Source organism: Hamadaea sp. NPDC050747 (assembly GCF_040654195.1).
Taxonomy (GTDB): domain Bacteria; phylum Actinomycetota; class Actinomycetes; order Mycobacteriales; family Micromonosporaceae; genus Hamadaea.
The window spans coordinates 430,942-448,146 of record NZ_JBFAHM010000006.1; the positions used below are offsets into that span (position 1 = coordinate 430,942).

The 17,205-nt window shown below is 70.0% G+C and carries 16 protein-coding genes and 1 pseudogene; 7 read left to right on the top strand and 10 right to left on the bottom strand.

What is annotated here, in order from left to right; all coding sequences use genetic code 11:
- Positions 1 to 170: 170 nt before the first annotated feature.
- Positions 171 to 1,202, top strand: a complete 1,032-nt coding sequence (locus AB0H43_RS16975) for an aldo/keto reductase family protein (RefSeq protein ID WP_360000279.1) — start codon at positions 171 to 173, stop codon at positions 1,200 to 1,202.
- 78 nt (positions 1,203 to 1,280) lie between these two features.
- On the opposite strand, the gene AB0H43_RS16980 is transcribed toward AB0H43_RS16975, so the two are convergent.
- Positions 1,281 to 1,862, bottom strand: coding sequence for a DinB family protein (locus AB0H43_RS16980; protein ID WP_360000280.1), 582 nt, complete (start codon positions 1,860 to 1,862; stop codon positions 1,281 to 1,283).
- 79 nt (positions 1,863 to 1,941) lie between these two features.
- On the opposite strand from AB0H43_RS16980, the pseudogene AB0H43_RS16985 reads away from it, so the two are divergent.
- A pseudogene (locus AB0H43_RS16985) lies at positions 1,942 to 2,388 on the top strand (SigE family RNA polymerase sigma factor); the annotation flags it as partial.
- Positions 2,389 to 2,412: 24 nt separating this feature from the next.
- Positions 2,413 to 3,813: a PQQ-binding-like beta-propeller repeat protein gene (locus AB0H43_RS16990; protein WP_360000367.1), complete on the top strand. Its 1,401-nt coding sequence runs from the start codon at positions 2,413 to 2,415 to the stop codon at positions 3,811 to 3,813.
- Between the two features lie 6 nt (positions 3,814 to 3,819).
- Here the strand turns inward: AB0H43_RS16990 and AB0H43_RS16995 are convergent, their stop codons facing one another.
- From AB0H43_RS16995 to AB0H43_RS17005, 3 genes are all read right to left on the bottom strand, one after another.
- Entirely contained in the window at positions 3,820 to 5,526 is a 1,707-nt protein-coding gene (locus AB0H43_RS16995) for an NAD-binding protein (protein WP_360000281.1), read from the bottom strand.
- A 53-nt stretch (positions 5,527 to 5,579) separates the two neighbouring features.
- Positions 5,580 to 6,587, bottom strand: coding sequence for a 3,4-dioxygenase subunit beta (locus AB0H43_RS17000; RefSeq protein ID WP_360000282.1), 1,008 nt, complete (start codon positions 6,585 to 6,587; stop codon positions 5,580 to 5,582).
- Positions 6,588 to 6,871: 284 nt separating this feature from the next.
- Positions 6,872 to 7,231 (bottom strand): DoxX family protein, encoded by a 360-nt coding sequence (locus tag AB0H43_RS17005; RefSeq protein WP_360000283.1) that lies wholly within the window; start codon positions 7,229 to 7,231, stop codon positions 6,872 to 6,874.
- 121 nt (positions 7,232 to 7,352) lie between these two features.
- On the opposite strand from AB0H43_RS17005, the gene AB0H43_RS17010 reads away from it, so the two are divergent.
- From AB0H43_RS17010 to AB0H43_RS17020, 3 genes are read left to right on the top strand one after another with little or no spacing between them, the layout of a single operon-like run.
- A complete protein-coding gene (locus AB0H43_RS17010) occupies positions 7,353 to 7,727 on the top strand; it encodes a helix-turn-helix domain-containing protein (protein WP_360000284.1) in 375 nt (124 codons plus the stop codon).
- A 50-nt stretch (positions 7,728 to 7,777) separates the two neighbouring features.
- Entirely contained in the window at positions 7,778 to 8,206 is a 429-nt protein-coding gene (locus AB0H43_RS17015) for a nucleoside deaminase (protein ID WP_360000285.1), read from the top strand.
- 26 nt (positions 8,207 to 8,232) lie between these two features.
- Positions 8,233 to 8,760: a hypothetical protein gene (locus AB0H43_RS17020; RefSeq protein WP_360000286.1), complete on the top strand. Its 528-nt coding sequence runs from the start codon at positions 8,233 to 8,235 to the stop codon at positions 8,758 to 8,760.
- 187 nt (positions 8,761 to 8,947) lie between these two features.
- Here AB0H43_RS17020 and AB0H43_RS17025 read toward each other — a convergent pair whose 3' ends face one another.
- Entirely contained in the window at positions 8,948 to 10,153 is a 1,206-nt protein-coding gene (locus tag AB0H43_RS17025; RefSeq protein WP_360000287.1) for a sensor histidine kinase, read from the bottom strand.
- 72 nt (positions 10,154 to 10,225) lie between these two features.
- Between AB0H43_RS17025 and AB0H43_RS17030 the strand changes: the two genes are divergently transcribed.
- Complete coding sequence (locus tag AB0H43_RS17030; RefSeq protein WP_360000288.1) at positions 10,226 to 10,900, top strand: response regulator transcription factor; 675 nt, start codon at positions 10,226 to 10,228, stop codon at positions 10,898 to 10,900.
- Here the strand turns inward: AB0H43_RS17030 and AB0H43_RS17035 are convergent.
- The 5 genes from AB0H43_RS17035 to AB0H43_RS17055 form a co-directional block, all read right to left on the bottom strand.
- Positions 10,897 to 11,628 carry a DUF2071 domain-containing protein gene (locus AB0H43_RS17035; RefSeq protein ID WP_360000368.1) on the bottom strand — a complete coding sequence of 244 codons (732 nt, stop codon included), beginning with the start codon at positions 11,626 to 11,628 and terminating at the stop codon, positions 10,897 to 10,899. The genes AB0H43_RS17030 and AB0H43_RS17035 overlap by 4 nt on opposite strands.
- 166 nt (positions 11,629 to 11,794) lie before the next feature.
- On the bottom strand, positions 11,795 to 12,742 hold the full coding sequence (locus tag AB0H43_RS17040; RefSeq protein ID WP_360000289.1) for a hypothetical protein: 948 nt from the start codon (positions 12,740 to 12,742) through the stop codon (positions 11,795 to 11,797).
- A 135-nt stretch (positions 12,743 to 12,877) separates the two neighbouring features.
- A complete protein-coding gene (locus tag AB0H43_RS17045) occupies positions 12,878 to 14,641 on the bottom strand; it encodes a discoidin domain-containing protein (protein WP_360000290.1) in 1,764 nt (587 codons plus the stop codon).
- Between the two features lie 379 nt (positions 14,642 to 15,020).
- Positions 15,021 to 16,229 (bottom strand): glycosyl hydrolase, encoded by a 1,209-nt coding sequence (locus AB0H43_RS17050; protein WP_360000291.1) that lies wholly within the window; start codon positions 16,227 to 16,229, stop codon positions 15,021 to 15,023.
- A 28-nt stretch (positions 16,230 to 16,257) separates the two neighbouring features.
- Entirely contained in the window at positions 16,258 to 17,073 is an 816-nt protein-coding gene (locus tag AB0H43_RS17055) for a carbohydrate ABC transporter permease (protein ID WP_360000292.1), read from the bottom strand.
- Positions 17,074 to 17,205: the final 132 nt, after the last annotated feature.

Sequence of the window (17,205 nt, forward strand, 5' to 3'; positions counted from 1 at the left end):
CGCTCGATCCGGAGCCGGGACCGCGAAGATCCGATGTCATGCGCGAACTGTGACGCAGCGCGCCCCCGATCGTCATCGCAGGTGGGTGGACGACAGGTGAACATTCGCCGACCGGAGGCGGACATTTCGCCCCAGCGCCGGCGCGCGGCGGAACGGTAGAGTGGATCTTCATGGAGCACCGTCACCTGGGCCGAAGCGGCCTGCAGATCAGCGCGATCACCTTCGGCAGCTGGCTCACCCACGACTCGTCGGCCGCCGACTCGGCCAAGGCGACCTTGCGTACGGCGCTCGACGCGGGGATCACCACGTTCGACACCGCCGACGTCTACGGCCGTCCGGAGTTCGGGGCCGCCGAGGAGTTGCTCGGCGACACCCTGCACGGCGTACGGCGAGAGTCCTTGGAGATCCTCACGAAGGTCTGCCTGCGTACCGGGCCGGGGGCCAACGACGAGGGCCTGTCGCGCAAGCACATCCTCGAGAGCTGCCACGCTTCGCTACGCCGGTTACGCACCGACTACGTCGACCTCTATCAGGCGCACCGGTTCGACCCGAACACTCCGCTCGAGGAGACGATGACCGCCTTCGCCGACCTGGTACGCCAGGGCAAGGCGCTCTACATCGGAGTGTCGGAGTGGACGGCCGCGCAGATCGAGGCGGGCGCGGCGCTGGCCCGGGAGTTGCGCGTACCGCTCATCTCCAACCAGCCGCAGTACTCGATGCTCTGGCGGGTGATCGAGGCCGAGGTCGTCCCGGCCGGTCAGGCGGCCGGGCTCGGCCAGATCGTCTTCTCGCCCGTCGCTCAGGGCGCGCTGACCGGCAAGTATCTGCCCGGCACCCAGCCGCCCGCCGATTCCCGGGCCGCCTCCGAGAAGGGATCGGCCTTCGTCGGCCGGTACCTGGCCAACCCGGTCCTCACCGCGGTGCAGCGACTCAAGCCGATCGCCGACGACTACGGCGTCTCCCTTGCCCAGCTCGCGGTGGCCTGGGTGCTCAGCCGTCCCGGAGTCAGCGCGGCGATCATCGGCGCCTCCCGGCCGGAACAGGTGGCCGAGAACGTGGCCGCGGTCGACGTCAAGCTCGACGAGGCGGCGCTGGCCCGCATCGACGCCGCGCTCGTCGACCCGGTGCACGGCGACCTCGTCGAACGCGATCCGGCCAAGACCGCCCGACCGTTTGACGTCATGCCCGCCTGGCGCTACTGACGTCTTCAAGATCATTGCGTCAGCCATGCGGTTTCGACGGACATTTCGCCGCGTGAAGCAGCATGGCTGACGCAATGATCACGCGAGAAAGGTGCGGGCGGCGGCCTCGACGCGATCCCGGTAGTCGGCCCAGTAGCCGGCGTCGGTCGACGGCAGGTTCGACACGCCGGCGCGCAATCCGATCGCGCCGTCGATCAGCTCGCGGACGAGGTCGGCGTGGCCCGCGTGCCGCTGCGCCTCGGCGGTCATGTGGCAGAGGATCTTGTGCAGGGTGACCTCGTTGGTCTTCGGGTTCCACCACGGCACGTGCCCGATCGCGTCCAGCGGCAGCGCGGTGATGGTCTCGTCGGCGTGCGCCCAGGCCCGCTCCCACAGGCCGAGGATGTCGGCCCGGCTCTCCTCCGGCGTGGCCCACATGTCGGCGTTGTCCTCCGCCTCGTCGCTCAGCCACGGCGCGACCTCGGGGAACGGCCGGTCGAAGGTGTCGCCGAAGTACCCCGCGGTCACGATCGCCACGTGCTTCACAAGGCCCAGCAGGTTGGTGCCGGTGGGCACCAGCGGCCGCCGAAGGTCGTACTCGCCGAGCCCGTCGAGCTTCCAGATCATCGCGTCGCGGGCGGCGTACAGGTAGTGGACCAGGTCATCCTTGGGGTCGCTCATCCCGACAGCATAGGTTGCAACCGTTCGGGGGCCGGTCTCGTGTCCATCGGCGGAAGATCCCTACGAACAGGCGGTACACGTGGATTTCGTCGAGTTCTATCGGGCGACCTCCCCCCGGACCCTGCGCTACGCGTACGGTCTGACGGGAGACCTCCCTCAGGCCCAGGACGTGGTCCAGGAGGCCTATGCCCGCGCCTGGCAGCGCTGGCGCAAGGTGAGCGGCTATGACGACGCCGAGGCGTGGTTGCGCTTGGTGGTCACGCGTCTGGTCTTCGACTGGTGGCGGCACTTGGCGGTACGCCGAAAGGCGCCGGCTGCTCGCGTAGGCGTCGTCCCACCGCCCTCCGAGGACACGGTGCTCCTGACGACCGCGCTCCGGCAGTTGCCGGAGCCGCAACGGCGCGCCCTCGCCTTGCACTACCTGCTCGACCTGCCAGTGGGGCAGATCGCCGCCGAGACCGGGGTGCCCGAGGGCACGGTGAAGTCGTGGCTGTCGCGGGGGCGGGCCGGGCTGGCCGAGGCGCTCCGGGAGGAGTCCGACGCGGCGAAGATCCCGCCCGTCGAGGAGGTGACCGCCCGCGCCCGCCGCCGGACGCGTACGCAGGTGGCAACCGCCGCGGGCCTGGCCGTGCTCGCGATCCTGGTGCTGGCGACGGTGATCTTGCGGGACAGCACGCCCGATCCAACCCCGCCGCAGCCCGTCGCGCCGACCACGAGCCCGGTCGCCTTCCGCAAGCTTGAGCAGGTGGGCGACGTCGCGGTGACGATGCCGAGCGGCGTCGAGTTCGGGATGGCCGACGTCGTCGGCGACCGCGGTTTCGTCGCCTGGCGGGGACCGACCGGACAGCTCGGCCTGGGCGCGGTCGACGTGCGGACCGGCAAGGCGCTGTGGCCGGTGCGGACGCTGCCGGGCACGTTCGGCGATTGGAACGGCATGATCGCATTGCCGAACGCGATCATCAGCATCGGCGAGCACGACGACGGCACGAGCCCGGACAAGGAGATGTTCGTCGTCGACCCGGCGACCGGCAAACTGCGCTGGCATCGCGGCATGGACGTCAACGGGTTCGACATCCTGGCGTATCCGGACGTGATCGTGCTCGCCGATCACGACGGGAAGAAGACCACCGCCTACGACTGGGTGACCGGGCGTCCGGTGTGGAGCATCGAGGGCGCGATCACCGCCACCTTCGGTATGCACGCCGCGCACGACCTGACCTCGCCGGCCGGATACCGAGCCGGCCCGTTCGCCACGCTCGAAAGCGGCAGTACGCTGCTCCAGGTCGACGGCGCTGGAACGCTCACCGAGTACGCCGTCGCCACCGGCAAGCCCACCGGGCGCTCCTGGCCCGGTGCCGCGCCCGGCAACGAGCCCGGCACTTTCATGGCGTACGAGGGCAGGGTCTACACCGTTTCCAACTCCGCACTGCGAGTGTTGCGGTTGGAGGCGGGCCAGCAGTGGCAGCCTGTCTATTCCGCCGAGGTGCCGGTGGCGTCGCCCGACAACGGCCATCGGCTGAACAACCTGACCCCGTGCGGGCGGGGATTGATCTGCGTGGTGGACGGCGACCTGTTCCAGGCCGACGTCGTCGCCCTCGACGGGACCAAGGTCGTCTGGCGTACGCGGGTCGCGGGCGCCGAGACGATGCTGCCCGCCGGTGAATACCTCTACGTCTCGGGGAGCAGCGAAAAGGGCCCGCACAGCGTGCTCCTGGACGGCCACGGCAAGGACGTGCTGACCGAGGCCGAACAGGCCGGGACGTTGACGCGCGTGGACGGGAACGCGATGTTCCTCTACCACGACGGGCACCTGTTCGGGCTGGACCTCGGCACTCGCCGCCGGACCGATCTCGGCGCGTTCGAGCAGACCGGGCTCGGTCCCGGCGTCGGCTCGAAGGTCCTGATCACGCAGTCCGGCGGCGGCTTCGTGCTCTATCGGTACGGCACCTGAGCGCGGTCAGACGGTGCGGGATCCGGCCGCCGAGCGCAGGATCAGGGCACTGAGCCCGGCCCGGGTACCGACCACGGTCAGCCGATCGTTGGTCCGCATCCGCCGGGCCGGCGCGGGCCGCCACAGCGGCCGGGGCTCACCGAACTCGTTGAGCGCGATCACCCGCAGATCGCCCGGATCGTCGGCGTCGGCGATCCGGGCGCCGTCCAGCTCGGAGCCGGCCGCCACGACCACCTCGGCCAGCAGCAGCACCCGGCGTTCGACCGGAATCGTGCCGATGACCTCACGGTCCATCAGCGCCTCCGCGAACGCCGGGGCGGCCAGGTAGGAGACGCTGTGCGAGTAGGGCAGGTTGAACGTCCGGCGTACGCGCCGCGCCAGGTCGCCGTCGAACAGCCGGAGGACGACGTGGAGGCTGGATCGCAGATTCCGCGCCCGCAACGCGGTCTCGAGATTCGAGGCGTCGGAGTTCGTGATGGCGAGCAACGCCCGAGCCTGGTCGACTCCGGCCGCCCGGAGCGTCGACTCCCGGCCGGGGTCGCCGATGACCAACGGGATGCCGAGTTCGCGGGCCAGCGGCACACCCCGCGACTGCTCGTCGGCGGCGATGGCGACCGTGCGTACGCCCCGGTCGTGAAGCAGCCGCAGGACGCGGGTGCCGACGCCGCCGAGCCCGGCGACGACGAGGTGGTCGGCGTGCGGCTGACGCAGGCGTACCTCGGCGACGGCCAGCCGGGCGCGCACCATGCCCTCGACGACCAGCGCCGTGATCAGCGGCACGAGAGCGAGCCCGGCCACGCCCAGCACCATCTGGAGGGTCTTCTGCCACGGCGAGTACCCGTCGGTCGCCTGCGGTCCACCTAGGACGGTGGCGAGCGCCTGATAGGTCGCCTCACCGGGACTCACCTTCAGGCTGACCGCGAGGGCCGCCGTCGCCACGACGATGAGTCCGAGCACGAGGCTGATGGCGATGCGGGACTTACGCGACACCAACGCGCCGAGGAAGGTCTTGGCCACCCCGATCCGGCGGCCGCGCGCGGGGGCGGGACGCGAGCCCAAGGTCGACTCCAGATCGGGGATGCCCCGCACGTCCGCCAGGACCAGATCGGCCGCCTGCTCGTCCCGGGGCAGCACCCGCGGCCCACCCTCGGCGGCGGTGTCGGCCAGGCCGCAGATCACATACCGGTCGCCGACGTCGGCCCGCCGGACCACGACGAGCGTACGCTGAGCGACCCGGGCCGGATTGGCGGCGACCTCCCGCAACGCCGACGCGACCAGGGCCGGTGCGGCGATCTCGGAGTCGGAGAGGACCTTGCAGTCGCCGAGCAGCGGCTCGATGCTGTGCGCCAGGCTGCTGTTGTACATCCGGATCACGATGCGCATCCGGTCGGACTGCTCCCGCGCCTGCAACGCCAGGTGGATGTTGCCGACGTCGTCCTGGGCGGTCAGCGCCAGCCCGGCCGCTTCGGTCAGCCGCGCCGACTCCAGCGCCTTCTCGCTGATCCGTTCCACCACGAGGACGCGTACGCGGTCCAGCTCGGTGAAGTCGCGGGCGCCCGGCTGACGTTGCTGGTCCGCCGTCATCACGACCACGACGTCCGTGTCGTACCGAGTGGTGAGCTGCTCGGCCAGCCGGTACGCCAGACCGTCGAAACCGCAGATCACGAAGTGCGCCGAGACCGGCGTGCGTTGCGCCGGGACGGGAGAGGTCACGGGTGGATCGTATAGAGCCCGGTCCCCTCCCGTCCGGCCACACTGGACCGACCTCAGGCGGTCGGCGGGCCTCCGCTGGGCGGGGTGCCGCCACCGCCGGGAGCGCCGCTGGGCGGGGTGCCGCCCGGCCCGCCGGGTCCGCCCTCGCCGCCCGCCGGCGCCTGACCGCCCCCGCCCGCCTGGGTGCCGGTGTCGACGCCGACGGTCAGCGCCACCTTGTATCCGCTCGTGACGTCGCCCGTCACCGTGCCGAGCTGGGATACCCCGGAGTCGTCGCCGAAGACGTTGTCGGTGCTGAGGCTGACCTTCGCCAGGTTGGTCACCGACTGCTCGTAGCCCGTCGTCGCGTACGCCGTCTTGCAGACGTCGGCCGGCAGGGCTACCTGGGAGGTCGCGATGGCCTTGGTCGAGTCGGCGATGCCGGCCTGGTCCGGATAGACCTCGAAGTGGATGTGCGGCCACCGGCCGTCGTAACAGGCGGGAAAGATGCTGGTGAAGGTCACCTTCCCGGCGGCGTCGGCGACCTGGACCCCGCGAAGGTAGTTCTGGTCGGTGACCCCCTCGGAGTACATCGAGTACTTGCCGTCCCGGTTGGCGTGCCACACGTAGACCGCCACCCCCGCGAACGCGGCTCCCCCGTTGGCCAGGTCCTTGATCGTCAACTCCAAGGTCATCGGAATGCCCTCGGCCGTCCCGCTGGCGCTGCCGAAGCTCGACCGGATGTCGCTGCGGACGATGCCGCTCTGCTCCAGGACGTCCGGGCCGTTCGAGCCGTCGCCGGGATAGGGCCCGGCGGTCTCCTCCGGGATCTCACCGGCTGAGGTCGACGCGTTTCCGGCCGTCGTGCCGCCGGACGCGCTGTCGTCCGACTTCCCGCACGCGGCGAGCCCGAGGCCCGCGACGCCCAGCCCGAAGGCGGCCAGCAGCTTCCGGCGGCCGAGCACCGTCTGCATGTCGAAGCGCAGTCCCTGGTCGTAGATGTCCTCGTCGGGCTTGGCCAGCGGTCGGCCCTCGTAGGTCGGCGGCTGCGCTGACGGCCCCGATGGCGCTGTCTTGCCCATCACACATCTCCTCGTCGTCGGAAATCTCGGCGTTCACCCCATCCTGGGCTCCGTTCCTCAGCGAAGACCGTGACGAATCTCGACGTGACCTGTGAGTCCGCTGCTGAGCCGATGTGCGTACGCGTCAGCGTCGGCGAGTTCGCCAGCACCCCGCCTCGGGACGACTCGGCAGTGTTCTGCGCTGGATCAGGGTTCTCGGTCGAATCTTGGGCCAAGATTCGACCCGGAACCCTGATCCAGCGCATGCGAGGGGCGAGTGGCGTGCTCAGCGGCAAGCGGGGGCGTCACGCCACGGCGAGCCAAGCGGTGACGGCGGCCAGCACGAGCAGCACGATGTTGAGCCCGATCAACCGAGCCTCGCCCCGCGACAAATGCAAGGCGATGCCGCCGACCTGGATCAGGGCCAGCCCGATCGCCGCCGCGATCGCCAGTCCCGGCAGGATGCCGGTCAGCTTCGGCAGGATCAGGCCGATGGCGCCGAGCACCTCCAGCGTCCCGATCGTGCGGACGAGCGGCAGGGGCACCTGATCGACCCAGCCCATCATCGGCCGCAGCTGGTCCGGCGACTGCGCGATCTTCTTGCCACCGGCGTACGCGTAGAACAGGGCGAGCAGCCCGGCGAGGATCCAATAGGCGACGTCCATGAGGGGCCCTTCCAGGATGGTTACCGTTGGTAAGTTGCCTCATGATGAGTCAGTTTCGGCGGGCGTACAAAAGGCACACGCGTGTGCGTAGGGCACAACGCCGTCAGCAGTCAGGAGCGATATGTCGGAGTACGAGCACACCTGCCTGATCCGGGGCGACGGCGGGGCGACCCTGCGCGCCATCCTCGACCAGATCTGCAACAAGTGGACGTTGCTCGTCGTCGCGACGCTCGACCAGGGCCGGCTGCGGTTCACCGAACTGCACCAGCAGATTCCGGGGATCTCGCAACGCATGCTGACCCTGACGCTGCGCAACCTGGAACGGGACGGGCTCGTCGCGCGGGAGGCGTACGCCGAGGTGCCGCCGCGCGTCGAGTATTCGCTGACCGCCGTGGGCAAGAGCCTCATCCCGCCCGCGTTGGCGCTCGCCGGCTGGGCCATCGAACACGTGCCGCACATCGAGGCCAGCCGGGCGGAGTTCCAGCCGGCACGCTAGACCGAGTGGATGCGCGGAGCAGCGATGATCACCGGTATAGCCTGGTGCCTATGATCAGCGCGCAAGACGAGGCACTACTGCGGCGGGCCATCGAGATCGCGGCGCAGGCCGTCACAGCGGGCGACGCCCCCTACGGTTCGCTGCTGGCCGATGAGTCCGGCACGATTCTCATCGAAGAGCACAACACGGTGAAGCGGGACAACGACATCAGCGCGCATCCAGAGCTGAAGCTGGCGCGCTGGGCGGCCCGCGAACTCGACCCCGAGACCGCGGCGCGGACCACGATGTACACGAGTTGCCAGCCGTGCGGCATGTGTCACGGCGGGATCATCCGCTCCGGACTCGGCCGCGTCGTGTACGCGTTGTCGTCCGAGCAGCTCGTCCAGCTGAACCCGGGGTCGGCGTGGCCGACGGTGCCCCAGGACGGCCCGGCGTTGTTCGAGGAGGGCAGGGTGCCGATCGAGGCCTACTACCGGTGATTCACATCCACGAGGACGATGTGGGCATGCGGTGCCTGCATCCGCTCGCCGCCGCGGCCGAGGTCAGCCGGGATCTCGACGTGGCAGCTCAGGCGAGCGAGGCCAACCGGTCGCCCGACGGCGCCGGCTGGACCGATGTGCACGTCATTCAGACGCCGGAGCACGACTACGCCCAGGCCGGGCTGCCGGTCGGCGCGGCGGACGCCGCTCTCGCCCCGATCCTGCCGCGCGTACGCCGATTCGCGGCCACGGCGATGGCGGGGTTCGACGGCCACGATCCCTTCGGCACCTACGAGGAGGACGCGTACTGCTATGGCGTGGACGCGTCGCTCTTCGTCAAGCTGGAGACCAACGGTGCTCAGGTCCGGCACATCTGGTTCCAGGTCGAGACCGGCGATCCGGAGCGGTTGCAGGATCTGAAGGCGGCCCTGCTCGCGGTCGACCGGCTCGTGCCGTCGATCGTCGCCGACTACTGGCTCGACCGCACGGGCCCGGTCAGTGATCCCGGTTTCCTCGACGATTACCTGGCCGAACTGGCCGACGGCCGGACCTGAGAGGTCCGATCCGGGCCACCCGGGAGGCGCGCCGAAGGTCGCGTACTCACGTGAGTCAGGGGGCGGCCGGAAGCTCCCGGCCGCCCACCCCCCGTTCGACCCTGGAAACGATCTCACGGCCCACGCGCCGTGACATCGCCACTAAGATCGACTTCCGCATACCGCAGAAGTTGTAGACGGGGTAAACCTAGGCTGTAGTCCCCTGGGGAACGGGCAGCGTCAGCGTCACCTCGAAGCCGCCGCCCGGACGCGGCCCGGCCTGCAAGCTGCCGCCGTAGAGGCGGGCCCGTTCGCGCATGCCGATGAGCCCGTGGCCACCGTCGGCATCTCCGTCCTCCCGCGCCGCGCCGGAACCGTCGTCGGCCACGGTCGCTCGGAACGCCTCACCCCGGAAGTCCAGCGTGACCGTGGCCTTGGCCTCGCCGGCGTGCTTGAGCACGTTCGTCAGCGACTCCTGGATGACCCGGTACGCGCACAGGTCGAGCCCGGCGGGCAACGACCGGCGTGGGCCGAGCACCTCGACCTCGGTGAGGACGCCGGCCGCCCGCATCCGGTCGGCGAGCCGTTCGACCAGTTCGACCCCGGGCGCGGCCTCCTGCGGCGGCTCGACCGCGTTGCCGGTGGGCGCCCGCAGCAGGCTGAGGATGCGGCGCAGTTCCTCGTTGCCTTCCCGGGCGGCGCCGGCGATGACCGCCAACGCCGAGCGGGCCGTCTCGGGCTGACTGTCGAAGACGTATCCGGCCGTCCCGGCCTGGACCGCGATGACCGACATGTGGTGCGCCACGATGTCGTGCAACTCCCCCGCGATGCGCATCCGCTCGTCCGCCACCGCTCGCCGGGCGCGGTCGGCCTGTTCGCGGTGCAGCCGCTCGGTGACGGCGGCCAGCTCGGCATTGCGCAGTGAGAGCTTGCGGGCGTTGTCGCCGAACTTCCAGACGGCCATGAAGATGACGACCGCCATCACCATCACGGTGGCCATCGACGAGTCGGGCGTACGCACGCCGGAGTAGACCCAGACGCCGGCCAGCGCCACGGCCGAGGTGAAGCCCATCCATCGCGGTCGCTCCGCCGTGACGGTGTAGAGCGCCACCAGACTCCCGTACGCGTTCAACGCCGGGAAGTAGCCGAGTGCGATGAAGGTCAGCCAGGACAGCCCGCAGACGATCACCACGCCGACCGGGAACCGCCGCCGGAACGCCACCGGCAGGTTCGCCAGCCCGGTCAGGAGGTAGCCGGTCGCGTCCAGCGAGAGCCACTCGGCGTGTTCCTCGCGCCCGATGAGCACAGCCATCGTGGTGTAGCCGACGGCGAGCAGGACGTCCAGCAAAGGCGGCAGCTGGGGGAAGCGTGACAACGGCAGCGCGAAGCGGCGCCGGGGGTGGGCGTCTGGCACGGGCCGAAGCCTACTCGCGGGTCTACTACAGAAGTTGCAGACGACGGGACCTCGCACGGTACTATCCTGCGCGTGGTCCGGGTCCTCGTCGTTGATGATCAGATTCTGATCCGGGCCGGCTTGGTCGCACTCCTCAACGCCGCTCCCGGCATGGAGGTCGTCGGCGACGCCGCCGACGGCAGGCAGGCGATCGCGATGGCGGCCGAGCACAAGCCGGACGTCGTCGTGATGGACGTGCGGATGCCCGGCCTCGACGGCATCTCCGCCACCCGCCAGATCGTCTCGCAGGGCGACACGCCGCCGCGCGTGCTGATCCTGACCACGTTCGACCTCGACGAATACGTCTACCAAGCGCTCCGCGAGGGGGCCAGCGGGTTCCTCCTGAAGGACACCCCGCCCGAACGGCTCCTGGCCGCGGTCACCACGGTCGCCGCGGGCGACATGCTCTTCGCGCCCACCGTCACCCGGCGGCTCATCGAGGCGTACGCGCCTTCGGGTGTGCCCGGTGCGGGCGAGTACGCCGAGCAATTGGCCACGCTGACCGCCCGGGAGCTCGAAGTCGTCCGCTGGGTGGCCCGGGGTCTGTCCAATCAGGAGATCGCCGACCAGCTCGTCGTCTCCGAGGCGACGGTGAAGACGCATCTCAACCGCGCCATGGTCAAGCTCCGGCTGACCAACCGCGCTCAGGCGGTCGTGTACGCGTACGAGGCGGGGCTGGTCACGCCCCGCCGCATGCAGACCCCTTAGAGCAGCCGGCCCGGCCCGAACTTCACCGGTACGCCTGGCGAATACAGCACGCTCGTCGGCGGCCCGTCCGGCACCGGTACGCCGCTCGCACTGACCAACCGGTCGTCGAAGGCCAGCAGCTCGGCCCGGTGCAGCGGCCATTCGGGATGGTCGTTGGGCAGGTAGAGGGTCCGCCCGTACCAGCGGACGTGCAGCCCCCAGCGAGCGGTGACGAACTGCTCCATCGGGCTCGGCTCGGCGATGGGCGCACCGATCCGGACGGCGATACGGCTCGGCAGCCCGCGCGGCCCCGGCCAGCGTCGCCGGGAGGCGTAGACGATCCGGTCGCCCGAGCGCTCGATGCTCATCGACGACCAGATGTACGGCAGCCGCAGCGAGGCCCGGCCGGCCAACACCGGGATGAGCCGGGCGGCGTCCAGCGACCGGAACACCACCCCACGGCGTCCCGCGTCGTCGACCGAATAGAGGCGTACGTTGGTCTCGGCGAACGTGCCCAGGTAGGGCAGGCCGGGTCCGGCCAGCAGCCCGACGCGGTACATCTCGAAGGGCACCAGCCCGACGTAGGTGACGCCGTCGAGGGTGTCCGGGCGCGTACCGGCCGGGAGGAGTCCCGCGACCAGCGCCGGATCGACCGGCCAGTGCAGCATCGTCAGCCGCCGCCACTGCTGGACCAGCAGCCGGACGCGTACCGGCCGGGGGGTCAGCGGCGTCACCGGCTCGACAGCCACGGCCATCTCAGAACACCACGTTCAGCAGGACGGTCAGCAGGATCGACAGCCCGATCGAGACCGCGATCATGAGCAGGCAGCCCGTCGCGCCGCCGAGCGGCCGCACGTCCCAGTTCCCCATGCGCACCCCTTGATCCTCCCACCGGGCACCGGCCGCCGCGACCGATCAGGCGCCCCCGAGGAGGTCGAGGCGTTCTTGATCCACCTTCGCCGCCTGCCGTGTGGCGGCCTCGTAACGAGACCGGAGCCGGGTGCGTACCTGGCCGACGGCGTTCACGCAGAGCTCGACGTCCATCAGGGCTTCCCGGATCTGGTCCCGCACTTTCAAGTCGGTGAATATGTTGTCGAACCAGACGTCGAGGAACCGGGTCATGCCGTCGACCGCGAGATCCGGCAGCTGGACCGGGAACGCGGACACATCGGCCAGCTCGGTCCGCAAGACCGCCAGTCGCTCGCTCGCCTGCGACGCCGCCCGCGCGGCGGCGTCGAGCCGATCGTGCTTGAGGGAGCTGCTGATCGCCCCGCCGCCGAAGAACGTGTCATAGGTGGACCACCCTGAGGCGCTGTCCAGCGACGATTTCGCCGACGCGAGCGCCTGGGCCGCGGCGTCCGCCGCGCCGATCGCCTCCACCAACTCGGTGAGTTCGGCGTGCAGGCGTCCGCGGTCGGCCGCCAGCCGCAACAGCCGGTCACCGGGCTCGCCGCCCTGTTCCGCCAGGAAGGCCTCCTTCTCGGCAAGGATCTGCTCGTACGCGTACCGCGCGTCGCGGAGTTCGAGCAGCCGGGCCTCGGCCGCCGAATGTTCGCGGTTGACCGCGGCCAGCCTTGCCTCCGCGTCGGCGAGCTTGAACGCGGCGGCCGCGGCTTCGGCCTCCTCCCGCGCCAGCGCCTCGTCCCGGCGTCCCCGCAAAGAGGCGAGCACCGAACTCAGCGACAGCCGGCCCAGGGCGTCGACGTCCCGCTGTTCCGCCTTCGCGCGTACGCGCAACGCCGACACCTGATCACGCAACGCGCCTCGGCGTACCACCAGGTCTTTGCGACGAGCCTCGGTGACCTCATGCTCGCGCAGTGCCGCGGCGGCGGCGGTCAGCCGGTTCTGGATCTCGGTCAGCATCTCGCCAGTGCAGCACCCGTACGCAAGGCCGAGGGTGCGCCGGGGACCGGAGTGCCCGGTCCCCGGCGTCGGCACTGGTCGCTCGAGCCGAGCGTGAGGACGGCCTGGGCCGGCCATCAGCGTCTCAGCGGACGCTCACCAACCGACGGCGACCAGGAGGTACTGGGGGTTGCCGTGGGAGACGAACGACGACTGCCCTGCGTAGTCGTCGTAGGGGAACCCGTACGCGAGCCGGTCGATGGCGTGGTCGTGCCAGAACTTGGCGTAGTAGTTGGCCGGGCCGGCCTGGTAGTACAGGCTCGGCGTCGACCACTGCGACTGCGGCAGGTGCGCCACGTGCCGGTTGAGGGCCGAGCACATGCCGGCGTCGTTGGCGAGGACGCCGGCGCAGCCGAAGATGTCGGAGGTGGGCGCGGAGACCCCGACCGAACTGGCATAGCCGGTGAAGTAGGCGGCGTTGACGCCGCCCGCCCGGAAGCTGGGGTCGCTGCCGGGCGCGATGATCCGGTAGGGCGCCTGCGTCTGCGCCAGCACCTTGAACTCCTGCGGCACCTCGTTGATGAACTTCTGGAAGGTGACCGCCCGGTCCTCGGCGAAGGTCGCCTGGTCCTCACCGACCGCGACGTCGTACCCGTCGTGGGCGTGCAGGCGCATCGCCAGTTTGACGCCGAACGCGTCCACCCGGGTGGTGTTGCCATTGAAGACGGACGCGCCGACGGTGAACTCGATGAAGTCGTAGTACTGGCTGGTCGGCGAGCCGAGGTAGAAGTACATCCGGCCGGCCGAGTTGACGGGCATGTCGAGGTAGGGCTGCTCGGCGATGGAGTGGGTCTGGCCGTTGAAGCTCCAGTACACCTGGCTGTCGGGGTACTTGCCGTTGGTGCGGTTGAGCACCTTGACCATCAGGACGTTGGCGGCGGGCGGGATGGTGCTGGTGTCGCCCCAGAACGAGTCGTTCGTCGGCGAGGGTGACGGCGACGAACTCGGCGACGACGTGGAGCCCGTCGTGCGGACGGTGAACTCCCACAGCGAATAGCCGTACGCGGTCGCACGTGCCGTGCCGTTGACCCGGATGTAGCGGCCCGACCCGTTCACGGTGAGCGTCTGGGTTCCGCCGGTTCCCGTCGTCGTGCTGTAGATCGTCGTCCAGGGACCGCTCCCCGAGGCCGCCACCTGCACCTGGTACGCCGTCGCGTACGCGGCTTCCCAGGCCAGCACGACCTGGCAGACGGTCTGCGTCGAGCCGAGGTCGACCTGCAGCCACTGGGGGTCGCTGAACGCGCTCGACCAGCGCGTACCGGTGTTGCCGTCGACCGCCGCGCTCGCCGGGGTTCCGGCGTTCTCGGTCGAGGAGGCGGTGGCCGGCCGGTTGAGCGCGGCGTTGCCGGTGCCGCAGCTGGACGCGGTGAACTCGCCGTAGACCTGGAACTCCCACAGCGAATAGCCGTAGGGGGTGGCGCGGGCGGTCCCGTTCATCCGGACGTACCGGCCGGAGCCGCTTACCGTCAGGTTCTGCACGCCACCGGTTCCGGTGGTGGTGCTGTAGATGGTCGTCCAGGGACCGCTCCCCGAGGCGGCCACCTGGACCTGGTACGCCGTCGCGTACGCCGCCTCCCAGGTCAGCGTGACCTGGCTGAGGGTCGCGGTGGCGCCGAGGTCGATCTGGATCCATTGCGGGTCGCTGAAGGCGCTCGACCAGCGCGTACCGGTGTTGCCGTCGACCGCCGCGCTCGCCGGGGTTCCGGCATTCTCGGTGGACGAGGCGGTGACGGATTTGCCTTGGGAGATCAGGGTCGGCGCGGCTCCGGCGCTCGTCGCGAGGCCGACGGCCGTCGTCAGACCGAGTACGAGGGCGAGGGAGGCGAGGAGAGCAAACGTTCTCCGAGAGCGGGCAGGCATGAGCGGCTCCGTGGGGACGGTGGGCAGGGCGCGGCGGTGCGCCCCGAAGGGAGACGAGTGGGAGAGCGCTCTCTCGCCATGAGACTCGCGACCATAGCCGTCGATGTCAAGACATTGACGCGCGGCCGCACCAGATTGGCACGGCCGCGCCCCACCGGATCCGGGACAACGACGCCGATCTCCCCCACAAGATCCGGGACAACGCCGCCGATCTCCCCGCAGGATCGGGACAACGCCGCCGGTCTCCCCGCAGGATCCGGGATAACGCCGCCGGTCTCCCCGCAGGATCCGGGATAACGCTGCTTTCACCGCGATCACAACCGCGTTATCCCGGGATTTTGCGATGATCTTGCCGGTGCCTCGGCCCGGCTGCCGGCTGTCAGCAGCGCCCGAGGTCCTCCCATTGAGCGGTCCATCCCGGCTCCGAACCCTGCGTCCACCAGCGAGCCCGCCACAGGTGCAGCCCGTCACCGGACGGTGGCCCGGACGGGTCGCCGTACTTGCTGCGCTCGTGGACGACCCGGTCGCCGGTGTTGTAGACGCCTGAGATCGTCCACGCCTGGACACCCGCGCATCCGGCTGGAACCGACGTCGACGGCGAGGGAGACGCCGAGGACGACGGCGACGCCGACGAGGAGGGCGAGGAGGACGCCGTGGCCGAAGTGGACGGCGACGGGTTGGTGCACGTGCCGGAGGAGTCGACGGTGTCGGCGAATCCCGTCCCGGCACTGCGGTACGCAGCCGCCCGCGAGACCGCGTCCGTCGGCGCGACGACCTGGTTCTTCGCGAAGTACAGCCAGTCCACCTGTTCGATGTACTTGCTCTGCCCGCCGGTGTGCGCGGCGGTGTCGATGAACCACAGGTTGTAGTTGATCGTCATCGTCTGGCGCGGGTAGAACTTTCCACTGTGGTCGCCCACCAGCGTCCCGTCGATGTAGTACTTCACATGGCCGCCGGCGACCTGCGCGACGAGCGTGTGCCAGCCGTCGAAGCTCTGCCGCTGCTCCGAGTGCATATTGTCGGCGTACCAGGGGTCGTTGCGGTAGGTGTACCAGGTGGTCTGGTAGTTGATCGGGCCGGTCTCGCCCCAGCCGCCGTTCGGGAGGTACTCCGAGATGTCCAGCTCGGAGTAGGTCGGGTCGAGATCGCCGTTGAGCGGGCTGATGGTGAAGAACGTCTCGTTGATGTGATCGCCGTCGTTCCCGCTGGCCGGCGCATCGGTGAACCGGATGCGGGTGGCGTAGGTGCCCTCGAAGTAGCGCTTCTGACTGGTGTAGATCTCGGCGTGGCTGGTACCGGCGGCGGTGCCGTCGGTGGCCGAGTTCAACTGCATGATCCCCGAGGACGGGAAGGTGATGTTGGCGGCGCTCCAGGTCGCCCCGGGCACGCCCGGGCCGCCCTGGTAACTGCGCGGCACCCAGCCGTGCGCGGTCAACGCCGAGTCCGCCGACGACGTGTAGGTGAAGTCGTCGAACAGGACCCCGCAGTCGGCCGCGACGGCCGGAGTGCCCGATACCGACAGCGCGGCGACCGCAGCCGTTGCGGTCAGCGCCGCGGCGGACAGAGCCGCCGTGAGTTTGGTGGACATGGTGGTCTCCTCAAAGGGGGATGAGGAACTAACGGACAGCGCCGGCGGTCAGACCGGCGCGGAGGTGCCGTTGGAACGCGACGTACGCGAACAGCACGGGCAGCATCGCGATGACGAGCCCGGCGAACAGTCCGCTCCAGTCGCTGCGGTAGCCCTGGCTGACGGACAGCGCCGCCAGCCCCTGTGCCAGGACGTACCGATCGGGGTCGGGGTTGAGGACCAGCGGGAGCAGGTACTGGTTCCACAGCCCGAGGAAGTTGAAGATGCCGACGCTGACCAGCCCGGAGCGGGCCATCGGCAGCATCACGCGGGCGAAGACCCGCAGGTGGGAGCAACCGTCCAGGAACGCCGCCTCGGCGACGGCGGACGGCAGGCTGCGAAAGAACGAGTGCAGGAAGAACACCGTGAACGGCATCGCGTACGCGGTGTAGACCAGGATCAGCCCGGGATAGGTGCCCAGCAGCCCCATCTTCTGCACGACGAAGAAGAGCGGGACGAGCGCCAGGAACACCGGGAAGAACATGGACGCGACGAAGGTGTAGTAGACGAGGCGGTTGCCCCGGAACTCATACCGGGCCAGGGTGTAGGCCACCAACGACCCCAGCGCCATGGTCAGCGCCAGAGCGCCACCCACGACGATGAGGCTGTTCAGGAAGTATCGCCCGATGTCGGCGGCGTTCCAGGCTCGCGCCCAGTTCCCGAGGCGTATCGAGGAGGGCGGCGCCCAGGGATCGGCCAGGATCTCCGCGTCGCTCTTCACCGAGCTCATCAGCGCCCACACGAGCGGGAACGCCGTGACGACCGCCCACGCCACCATCACGGCGTGCAGACTGACCCGCCTCATGCCACCACCGTCCAACGCCCGGCGACCGTCCGCGCTGGATCAGGGTTCGCGGTCGAATCTTGGAGCAAGAGTAGAGCCCCACAACCCAGAGACACCCGCCAAAAACCGCCCCCCCGCCCCCCACGGGGCGGC